The 9,188-nt window shown below is 42.9% G+C and carries 10 protein-coding genes; 9 read left to right on the forward strand and 1 reads right to left on the reverse strand.

All coding sequences use genetic code 11. The annotated features are described in order from the left end of the window. Positions 1-135 precede the first annotated feature (135 nt). The 9 genes from trxA to IR173_RS16030 all read left to right on the forward strand — a co-directional run bounded on the left by trxA (position 136) and on the right by IR173_RS16030 (position 8,614). Positions 136-606: a thioredoxin gene (trxA, locus tag IR173_RS15990; RefSeq protein WP_237040517.1), complete on the forward strand. Its 471-nt coding sequence runs from the start codon at positions 136-138 to the stop codon at positions 604-606. A 209-nt stretch (positions 607-815) separates the two neighbouring features. Further along, positions 816-1,028 (forward strand): hypothetical protein, encoded by a 213-nt coding sequence (locus IR173_RS15995; protein ID WP_237040518.1) that lies wholly within the window; start codon positions 816-818, stop codon positions 1,026-1,028. Between the two features lie 37 nt (positions 1,029-1,065). Continuing rightward, the gene (locus tag IR173_RS16000) at positions 1,066-1,914 is read left to right on the forward strand and encodes an AraC family transcriptional regulator (protein WP_237040519.1); all 849 of its coding nucleotides are present in this window, start codon (positions 1,066-1,068) and stop codon (positions 1,912-1,914) included. Positions 1,915-1,994: 80 nt separating this feature from the next. Beyond that, positions 1,995-2,588: a DUF417 family protein gene (locus IR173_RS16005; RefSeq protein WP_237040520.1), complete on the forward strand. Its 594-nt coding sequence runs from the start codon at positions 1,995-1,997 to the stop codon at positions 2,586-2,588. Positions 2,589-2,614: 26 nt separating this feature from the next. Next, positions 2,615-3,970 (forward strand): FAD-dependent oxidoreductase, encoded by a 1,356-nt coding sequence (locus IR173_RS16010; protein WP_237040521.1) that lies wholly within the window; start codon positions 2,615-2,617, stop codon positions 3,968-3,970. 106 nt (positions 3,971-4,076) lie between these two features. Next, positions 4,077-4,937, forward strand: coding sequence for an ABC transporter ATP-binding protein (locus IR173_RS16015; RefSeq protein ID WP_237040522.1), 861 nt, complete (start codon positions 4,077-4,079; stop codon positions 4,935-4,937). Beyond that, the gene (locus IR173_RS16020; protein ID WP_237040523.1) at positions 4,930-5,688 is read left to right on the forward strand and encodes a hypothetical protein; all 759 of its coding nucleotides are present in this window, start codon (positions 4,930-4,932) and stop codon (positions 5,686-5,688) included. The genes IR173_RS16015 and IR173_RS16020 overlap by 8 nt, the downstream gene beginning before the upstream one ends. A 4-nt stretch (positions 5,689-5,692) precedes the next feature. Beyond that, positions 5,693-6,052 (forward strand): GntR family transcriptional regulator, encoded by a 360-nt coding sequence (locus tag IR173_RS16025; RefSeq protein WP_237040524.1) that lies wholly within the window; start codon positions 5,693-5,695, stop codon positions 6,050-6,052. 225 nt (positions 6,053-6,277) lie between these two features. Then, entirely contained in the window at positions 6,278-8,614 is a 2,337-nt protein-coding gene (locus IR173_RS16030) for a TonB-dependent receptor (RefSeq protein ID WP_237040525.1), read from the forward strand. Between the two features lie 127 nt (positions 8,615-8,741). Here IR173_RS16030 and IR173_RS16035 read toward each other — a convergent pair whose 3' ends face one another. After that, on the reverse strand, positions 8,742-9,161 hold the full coding sequence (locus IR173_RS16035) for a lipocalin-like domain-containing protein (RefSeq protein WP_449580538.1): 420 nt from the start codon (positions 9,159-9,161) through the stop codon (positions 8,742-8,744). Positions 9,162-9,188: the final 27 nt, after the last annotated feature.

Here is a 9,188-nt window from a genome sequence, read left to right on the forward strand (position 1 = left end):
CTATTTTAGTTCCTGTTTATCAGTATTTTCCGTAAAAGGGAAGTTTTGCTAACTTATATGGCGAAATTGCCATTTTTGGGGCCATGGAAAGTGACTAATTTTGCAATATCAGAAAAATGATAAAAACAGATAAATATGAAATTAATAAAATCAACCATTACCGCCCTTAGTTTGTTATTCACAGTAACAGCCTGTGCAGGCAATAAGGAAAGTAAAAATCAAAACATGAAAGGAGAAAATATGGAAATTGTTCATTTAACCAAAGCAGAGTTTCTGAAGAAAGTATATAACTATGAAGCCAATCCTAATGATTGGAAGTATGAAGGCGACAAACCGGCGATTGTCGATTTCTATGCTACATGGTGCGGCCCTTGCAAGGCATTGGCTCCTGTATTGGAAGAGTTGGCGAAAGAATATGATGGAAAGATTTATATTTATAAAGTAGATGTAGATAAGGAAGAAGAATTGGCCGGCGCATTCGGCATACGGAGCATACCGACTTTGTTATGGATTCCTCAGAGTGGAAAACCGACTGTAACACAGGGGGCGTTGCCGAAACCTGAACTGAAAAAGATGATTGACGACACTTTATTAAACTCTAAATAACGTGAGTCCGGGATAAGTGTTTTTTGGGGGAGGGAGTCTCCACAGTAACACACAAGATTTCAGTTTAATAAACCAAACGGAACGATAGGTATTTCCTCCGGCGAGCTGATACATTCTTTGCAGCGCACCGTTATATTCATTAATCATTGCCGTCGACTTGGTAAACAGTGACACTGATTTGTTGGTTTCTGGCACTGATTTATTAATCGATGGCAGAAACTAACGAATATATCAAGAGCCGATTGGCTTTATGTATGGAGTCTAATTGCTTTTCAAAGGTAAGGATGATAGAGTATTATCTGGCAACCGGACTTCTTTCTATAAATTCTTATGCCGAACTCACGTTAAATAAATGTTCTCGTAAGCAAGTGGAGAAGATAGGATATGAATCTTTTGTCCTGTCTTCTTCTTTATTAAAGTAAGTATGCGTATATTTATACCGACAATAAACTATGAATTATGGAATACCGTTTTAACACACCGCTCAATGGCAATATAGCGATGACTTACCGTTATCATGAGGATACTGCTCTCCAGCGTGATAAAAGCTTGTATAAATTTGTATGGGTACAAAGTGGCACACTAGATATAGAAGTAGACCACGTGGTGATGCACCTTGAAAAAGATGAAATAATTTCGCTTACTCCTTTGCATCATGTAGAGGTGAAAAAGGTGGAGGGTGAATATCTCACCTTCTTGTTCAATAGCAATTTTTATTGCATTTACGGGCATGACAATGAGGTATCATGTAATGGTTTCCTGTTTCATGGTTCGTCCCACATCATGCGCTTGCAGCTCTCTTCGGCTCAGTCGGAACAATTGAAAAGCATCATTGATATATTCACTGGTGAATTCGGTATTAAAGACAATCTGCAAGAAGAGATGCTCCGCATCATTCTGAAGCGTTTCATTATTACTTGCACCCGCATAGCCCGTGAGAAGTTGGATGTGGGGCAGGATAAGGAAAAGAGCTTTGACATTATCCGCCAGTATTATGTGTTGGTGGACAATCATTATAAGGAAAAGAAGCAGGTGCAGGACTATGCCGAAATGCTTTATCGCTCTCCAAAAACCTTATCCAATCTGTTTGCTGCCTATGGTTTGCCTTCTCCGTTGCGCATTATTCATGAGAGGATAGAAGCCGAAGCCAAGCGCTTGTTGCTTTACACCAGTAAGAGCGCAAAAGAAATAGGTGAGATATTAGGCTTTGAAGACTTGGCCGCTTTCAGCCGTTTCTTTAGAAAAATGGCGAAGGAAAGTATCTCCGAATACCGGAAAAAAGAGAAAGAGGGAATAATTGCAAACTGATACGGCAGAATTGCCATTTCACTGATGGGAAAATCTGCCGACCTTTGCAGTGTAAGTTAAATCCTAAAAAAATAAAGCAAATGATGGCAAAATTAAATTCTCTGTTTACTGCATTTCTGACGATTGCAGCTTCAACTCAAAAGTTAGGTATTAACCTGATTCGTGTGGCAATTCTGGTGATATTCGTGTGGATTGGCGGTTTGAAATTCTGGAATTATGAGGCCGAAGGCATTGTGCCTTTTGTGGCCAACAGTCCTTTTATGAGCTTCTTTTATACTAAGAGTGCTCCCGAATATAAGGAGTATAAATTGAAAGAAGGCGAGTTTAATGAGACCAAACATCAATGGCATGAAGAGAATAACACCTATGGTTTTTCTCATGGATTGGGCATTTTGATTATGACCATTGGCATTCTTACCTTCTTGGGTATTTTCTCTCCGAAAATCGGTTTGATAGGTGCAGGCTTGGCTATTATCATGACATTGGGAACGCTGTCTTTTCTTGTGACGACTCCCGAAGTATGGGTTCCCGACTTAGGTAGCGGTGAACATGGTTTTCCTTTGCTGACAGGTGCCGGCCGTTTGGTTATTAAAGATACGGCTATCCTGGCAGGTGCGCTTGTCGTGCTGTCGGATTCGGCCCGGGCGATATTAAAACAACAAAATAAAGAATAATCCTCCCACTAAAAACAAGTAAGATTATGAAGCAATATGATGCAATAATAATAGGCTTTGGCAAAGGCGGTAAAACATTGGCTGCTGAGTTGGCCAAAAGAAATGAAAAGGTGGCTGTTATTGAGCGTTCCGATAAGATGTATGGAGGTACCTGCATTAATATTGGATGCATCCCTACAAAGACATTGGTTCATCAGGCAAAGCTGGCTCCGGCAAAGGCGTCGTGGGAAGAAAAGAAAGCCTATTATGCTCAGGCTATCGCTCAAAAAGAAGAGGTAACCTCTTTCTTGCGTCAGAAGAATTATCATAATCTGGCAGACAATCCCCATGTTACGGTCTATACAGGTATTGGTTCTTTTGTGAGTACGGATGTGGTGGAAGTGGTGACGCATGATGAGACCTTGCAGTTGCAGGCTCCCCGGATTTATATCAATACAGGTGCGGAGACTATTATTCCGCCTATCGATGGAGTGAAGGATAATCCGTTAGTATATACCAGCACTTCCATTATGGAACGGAAGGATTTGCCCGAAAAACTGATTATTGTAGGTGGCGGTTACATCGGTCTGGAGTTTGCGAGTATGTTTGCTTCGTTCGGTTCGCAGGTAGTGGTGCTGGAAGGCAATTCCGAGTTAATCTCCAGAGAAGACAGGGATATCGCATCCGTTGTGAAGGAAACTTTGGAAAAGAAAGGCATTGTATTCTGTCTGAATGCCAAAGTGCAATCAATCCATGAAGGGAAAGTAGTCTACCGGGATGCGGTGAACAGTGAACTGCATTCATTGGAGGCTGACGCCGTATTGTTGGCGACAGGGAGAAAACCGAATACAGCCGGATTGAATTTACAGGCGGCTGGAGTGAAGGTAAACGAGCGTGGCGCTATCATTGTAGACGGGCATTTAAGGACAACCAATCCCAATATCCGTGCGATAGGGGATGTGAAGGGCGGTTTGCAGTTCACCTATATCTCATTGGACGATTACCGTATTATCCGTGAAGATTTATTCGGCAATGGCAGACGGAATCTGAACGACCGTGAACCGGTGAGCTATTCTGTCTTTATTGACCCTCCTTTGTCGCGTATCGGATTGAGTGAAGAGGAGGCCAGGCAGAAAGGGCTGAATATTAAAGTCAACAAACTTCCTGTAGCGGCTATTCCTCGTGCACGTACTTTGGGAGATACGGCCGGCCTGTTTAAGGTAGTGGCAGATGCAGATACCAATCAGATTTTGGGATGTACTCTGTTCGGCCCTGAATCCGGCGAGGTAATCAACAGTGTGGCCATGGCAATGAAGACCAATCAGCCTTATACATTCCTTCGCGATTTCATCTTTACACATCCCAGTATGAGTGAGGCTCTGAATGATTTGATGAACTTTTAGCAGAATATTCTCTGTTAAATAAAGATAAAATAGAAGAAGACTTATCATTTGTATAGAAGAAAATATGTAGTTTTAGTGTGTTATATAAGTAAAACACCTATTATTAATGATAAGTATCAGAGAATTAGATTTTTATTATAAATCAAAGGAGCAGGTATTAGACCATATTTCTTTGAATATACATACAGGCATCTATGGGCTGTTAGGTGAAAACGGAGTTGGTAAAACCACTTTGCTTCATCTGATAGCCGGTTTGCTTTTTCCAAAGTCCGGGCAAATATTCTTGCAGGCCGGTAAAAACATTTACGAACCTTGTTATCGTATGCCGGAAGCAATGCGTCTGCTGGCCTTTCTGCCTACCGATTTCAGAATGCCTTCGACAAGCATTGCATCGTTTGCCCGTTATCACTCTCCTTATTATCCCGATTTCAGTGAAGAAGTGTTGGAATTGAATTTGAAAGAGTTCGGGTTGGAACCTTCCCAAAAGCTCTCCCGACTTTCTTACGGACAGCAGCGGAAAGCGATGCTTGCCTATTTATTATCCCTCAATACCCCGATTACATTGTTGGATGAACCCACCAACGGATTGGACATCTCTTCGCGTTTGGCATTAAAGCGTATGTTGGCACGTACAGCTTCCGATGACAAATGCCTTATCATCTCCACTCATCAGGTGAGTGATTTTGAGAATCTGTTCGACCATCTTGTCATCTTGGGTGAGAATAGGGTATTGCTTGACAGTTCGGTAGAAGAAATCACTTCCCGTCTGCTATTCGCCCGCACAGATGCCCTGCCAGCACAGGCTTTGTATTCCCATCAGACAGTTTGGGGATATGCATCAGTGGTAGAAAATGAGATAGGAGAAGAAACTACTCTTGAGTTGGAATTACTTTATAAAGCTGTTCTGCAAAATCCAGACCGCATTCGTGAACTATTTTCTAAAAAAAGGAGGACTACCTATGTTTAGCCTGTCTAGATTTATCCTGTTAGAGAAGAATAAATGGCGGGAGACTCGTATCCATTTGGGTGTGATGGCTGCTCTGACTGCCATTATCTATTTTATTTGCATATTGGTAGATTTTAACAATAACAGTGATATGGCCGTCCAGCAGACGTACGGACATCATGCTGTCATATTTGTTTTGATGTTATTGATAATGGCTCCCTGCTTTCTTGAGCCTTCCATTAATAAGCGTAACTCTATATTTGACATTCTTTTACCCTCTACCACATTGGAAAAGTTTCTTCATATCTGGTTGAAATACCTTGTTGTCATCCCTGTCTTTGTCTGGCTGGTGATGCAGGTGCTCAACGGACTGTTCGGTTTGAGTGGTGTTCCCTACCTACAGCATTTGGCATCGGATACTTCCTTTGTCACCTCCGTTCGTGTGGACCATATTGGAATGTTATGCCTTGTTCAACCGATTTTCTTTGTGGGGTGTGTCTGCTTCAAGAGTAAGAATCTGCTGAAGTCTTTTGGCGTTTTGGGAGTCCTTATGCTTTTGTTTGTACTGATAGTCAAACTCTTTGGTCTTATGATACCCGAAGATACCAAAGGCTATGCAATGTGGAATATAGCCTCCTATGCAGAGTGTAATTATCCTCTGTCTTTTGCGGATACGATGTTGCTTGATGCCGGGAATATCCTTTTCCCCATTCTTTATATCATATCCTCGTGGGTAGCGGCTTATTTTATTTTACGTGAAAAGGAGGTATGATACAATGGATTTTAAAACCAATAAACCTATCTATCAACAAATTGTAGACTTCTGTTTCAGCAAGGTGTTGACAAAGGAGTGGAAGCCCGAGGAACGTGTTGTCTCCGTCCGCGAGTTGGCTGCTCTTCTGGCAGTCAATCCCCATACGGTGCTGAAAGCTTATGAATTCCTGCAAAGCGAAGAAATTATATATCCCAAGCGGGGTATGGGGTTCTATCTGGCAAAAGATGCAGGAAAGAAAGTGATGAAACTGCAGAAGAAAGATTTCTTTGAAACCCAGTTGGAAGATACGTTTAGAGTGATGGACTTATTAGGTATCAGCATAGAGGAAATAGTAGAACGATATAAAAAGCAAAAAGAATAAAGCCTATGAAGAAATATGCGGCAAAAGCGATATGGGCGATGATAGGGCTCTTTATACTTGGCACTTGTGTAAAGATGTATGCATTAGTTCACGGATTGAATGTTGCCCTTTAGTCCTTTTCTGTATTATTAGCTAAATATCAGATAATAAGATGGATATACCTTCTTTGACAGAGAGGGGAAGCCCTTTGTATTTTAAATTTATAAACTGTTAAATACGCAAACCATGATGAAAACGAAATTTATTTTACTGTTAATGACCTTGATTGCCACAACATCCTGGTCACAGAACATCAGTATTAAAGGCCGAGTGTTTGAGACTACTTCCGAGCCTGTTCCGTTTGCTACCGTTTCTGTGTTGACCCCGGATTCCGCTTTGGTCACCGGAACTACTTCCGACACTAAAGGAGACTTTGTCGTGACGGGATTAAAGAAAGGCGATTACCTCCTTTCCATTTCCTATGTCGGCTATATGCCGGTCGGGATAGAACTGAAGAATCTGGTGAAAAACATAGAGATAGGAGAGGTGGTTTTGCAGGAAAACTCCGTAGCCTTAGCCGAAGTAACGGTGTCTGCCAGCAATATCACTCAGAAAATCGACCGTCAGATTATCCTGCCTACCGAGAGCCAGTTGAAGCGCTCCTTTGGCGCCTATGACCTGTTGAACAATATGATGATTTCCCGCTTGCAGGTAGACCCGTTGATGAATACCATGAGTGTCAGTGGCGGAGGGAGCGTGCAGGTTCGTATCAATGGTGTGAAAGTGACCTCGCGTGAGCTGGCAGCTGTTCGTGCCAAAGACGTCCGTCGTATCGAATATATCGAAGACCCCGGTAAGCGTTACGGCGATGAAAATTTGGGAGCTGTGGTCAATATCATCTTAAAGCAACGCGAGACAGGTGGACGTATCAATCTTCAGGCCACCGATTCTCCTCATGTACTGTGGGGAGAGAACTTTGTATCGGGCAAGTTCAACTATAAGAATTCGGAGTGGGGCATTGACTACTTCAACAAGAACTCAAAAAATCACTACCGCAAAGAACTGACCGAACATTACGAGTTGGGTGACAAAGTGATAGACCGTGTACAGGAAGGAGTGGACGATGCTTCCGAACGCCTTACCCTGCACAATGACATCAATTTGAGCTATAACCTGACCAAGTCCGACAAGTATATTTTCAATGCTGTTTTCCGCAATAGCATAGAAAACGTACCTTACAATAACCAGCTCAATCGTATGTCCACCCCGGGCAGCACAGACTATATCTTCTCGCAGTCCAGGACACACACTTCCAGTTATTCACCATCGTTAGACCTCTACTATCAGCTCGTCATGCCCCACGACCAGAGTTTGGAAGTCAACCTGACAGGAACGCTGATTAATACCACCAGCAATCGGGATTACAACGAATATACTCGTGCTGACGAAGATTTGGCAGGCATTCAGACCTATGTGGACGGAAAGAAGCGTTCGGTTATCGGTGAAGTGGTTTACGACAAATCCTTTAAGAATATAAAGCTAAGTGCCGGTGCGCGTCACTATCAGATGCGTGCGGAAAACACATATACGGGTACCAATCCGATTCTGTCCGAGATGAATCAAGCCCAGACCTCCGCATTCTTTGAACTGCAGGGAAAAGTGAAAGACTTCACTTACGCCGGGAGTGTGGGGATGACACGTGCCTGGTTTAAAGAGAGTGGGGAAGACCATCAGTATTTCACTTTCACCCCTACCATACGTTTAGGGTTGAACTTACACAAAGCCGGTTTCCTCCGTTACCGTTTCAATGTCAGCCCCTCCATCCCTTCGCTCAGCTCGCTCACCGATGTGGAACAGGCATTGGACACCATCCAGATTGTTCGCGGAAATCCTCTGTTGAAGACATTCCGGAAATACTCCAATTCATTGAATTATAATCTTTCTTTCAAGAAAGTAGGAATAAACTTCAGTGCCCGTTATAATTATTATGACAAACCCATCATGGAGAGTCTTTATGTAGAAGATGGAAAGTTGGTGATGATGGACGAGAACCAGCGATATTTCCAAGACTTGAACTTCGAGCTTGGTGTAAACGTCAACTCCCTGAGCATCGGCAGTCTGAAAGATTTTATGTCACTGGGCCTTTCTGCCGGATACACCGATACATGGTCACGCGGAAAGAACTATAGTCACCGTTATGACAATTTCTATTGCAATGCCTTCTTCTCATTACAATATCGTCATTTTATGCTGATGGGGCAGTATCGTAAGTTCCAGAATGCTCTTTACGGCGAGACCATCCGCAAAGGGGAGAACCAGACCGTATTCATGCTTGCCTATGCACGCCAGAACTTTCAGGTGGGAGCCGGCATCATGTTCCCCTTCACCAACAATTACCGGACGGGCGAAGAGCGCATCAGCCGGATAGCTCCTTATCATTCTTGGCAATACGTGAAAGAAGCCGGACAAATGGTAATGCTTCGTCTGTCTTACGGCATCGAGTTCGGACGCAAACATAAAGCGGGAAATAAGAAGCTGAATAATGTAGATAAAGAAAGCGGTATTATCAATACGGACCGATAAAATAAAAGCGATAACGTCTGTTTATGTAAGAGCAGACGTTATCGCTTTAAAATATCATGGATGGATATGATTAAATGTACATATTTTAATTGAGAAATGCCATTTCCTTTGAATTTATTCGTTTATGCTAAAACCTTTTCAGCATCAGTGTAGCATAATCGGATTTCAAAATCAACTCCTTTCCGTTGGCCTTCACCACTTCAAACTCTGTNGTGACATCCTTTTTATCATCGCTTGTGGCTTTTCTTCCTTTGAAGTCCCTCATCCGCACATTTCCATTCTCCTCATGCTCAAACCGTCCGATGACCGGCTTGTGCGGTGTGCCGCTCTGCTTGGCTGCTATTTCCACCACCCACAGCTGGATACTGTAATAAATCCGATTACACACATGCACCTTGCCGTCAGCTGCCGTTGTATATTCCACCAACTCCCAGTGCCCTTCCATATCACTGTCGATAGCCTCCTTCTGGCATCCTCCCATGACGAGGCACAGCAGGACAGCCGCCACCACTCCCGACAAAAACTTTAATCCGCATCTATTTCTCATATTCCGAATCCTCCTGTCTTTCTTACC

This window comes from Phocaeicola faecalis (assembly GCF_021730445.1).
Classification (GTDB): Bacteria; Bacteroidota; Bacteroidia; order Bacteroidales; family Bacteroidaceae; genus Phocaeicola; species Phocaeicola faecalis.

Bases quoted from the DNA above. Each gene is read 5' to 3' on its own strand.
- IR173_RS16015 (WP_237040522.1), top strand. From the start codon at position 4,077: ATGATAAGTATCAGAGAATTAGATTTTTATTATAAATCAAAGGAGCAG.
- IR173_RS16030 (WP_237040525.1), top strand. From the start codon at position 6,278: ATGATGAAAACGAAATTTATTTTACTGTTAATGACCTTGATTGCCACA.
- IR173_RS16010 (WP_237040521.1), top strand. From the start codon at position 2,615: ATGAAGCAATATGATGCAATAATAATAGGCTTTGGCAAAGGCGGTAAA.
- IR173_RS16025 (WP_237040524.1), top strand. From the start codon at position 5,693: ATGGATTTTAAAACCAATAAACCTATCTATCAACAAATTGTAGACTTC.
- IR173_RS16000 (WP_237040519.1), top strand. From the start codon at position 1,066: ATGGAATACCGTTTTAACACACCGCTCAATGGCAATATAGCGATGACT.
- trxA (WP_237040517.1), top strand. From the start codon at position 136: ATGAAATTAATAAAATCAACCATTACCGCCCTTAGTTTGTTATTCACA.
- IR173_RS16005 (WP_237040520.1), top strand. From the start codon at position 1,995: ATGATGGCAAAATTAAATTCTCTGTTTACTGCATTTCTGACGATTGCA.
- IR173_RS15995 (WP_237040518.1), top strand. From the start codon at position 816: ATGGCAGAAACTAACGAATATATCAAGAGCCGATTGGCTTTATGTATG.
- IR173_RS16020 (WP_237040523.1), top strand. From the start codon at position 4,930: ATGTTTAGCCTGTCTAGATTTATCCTGTTAGAGAAGAATAAATGGCGG.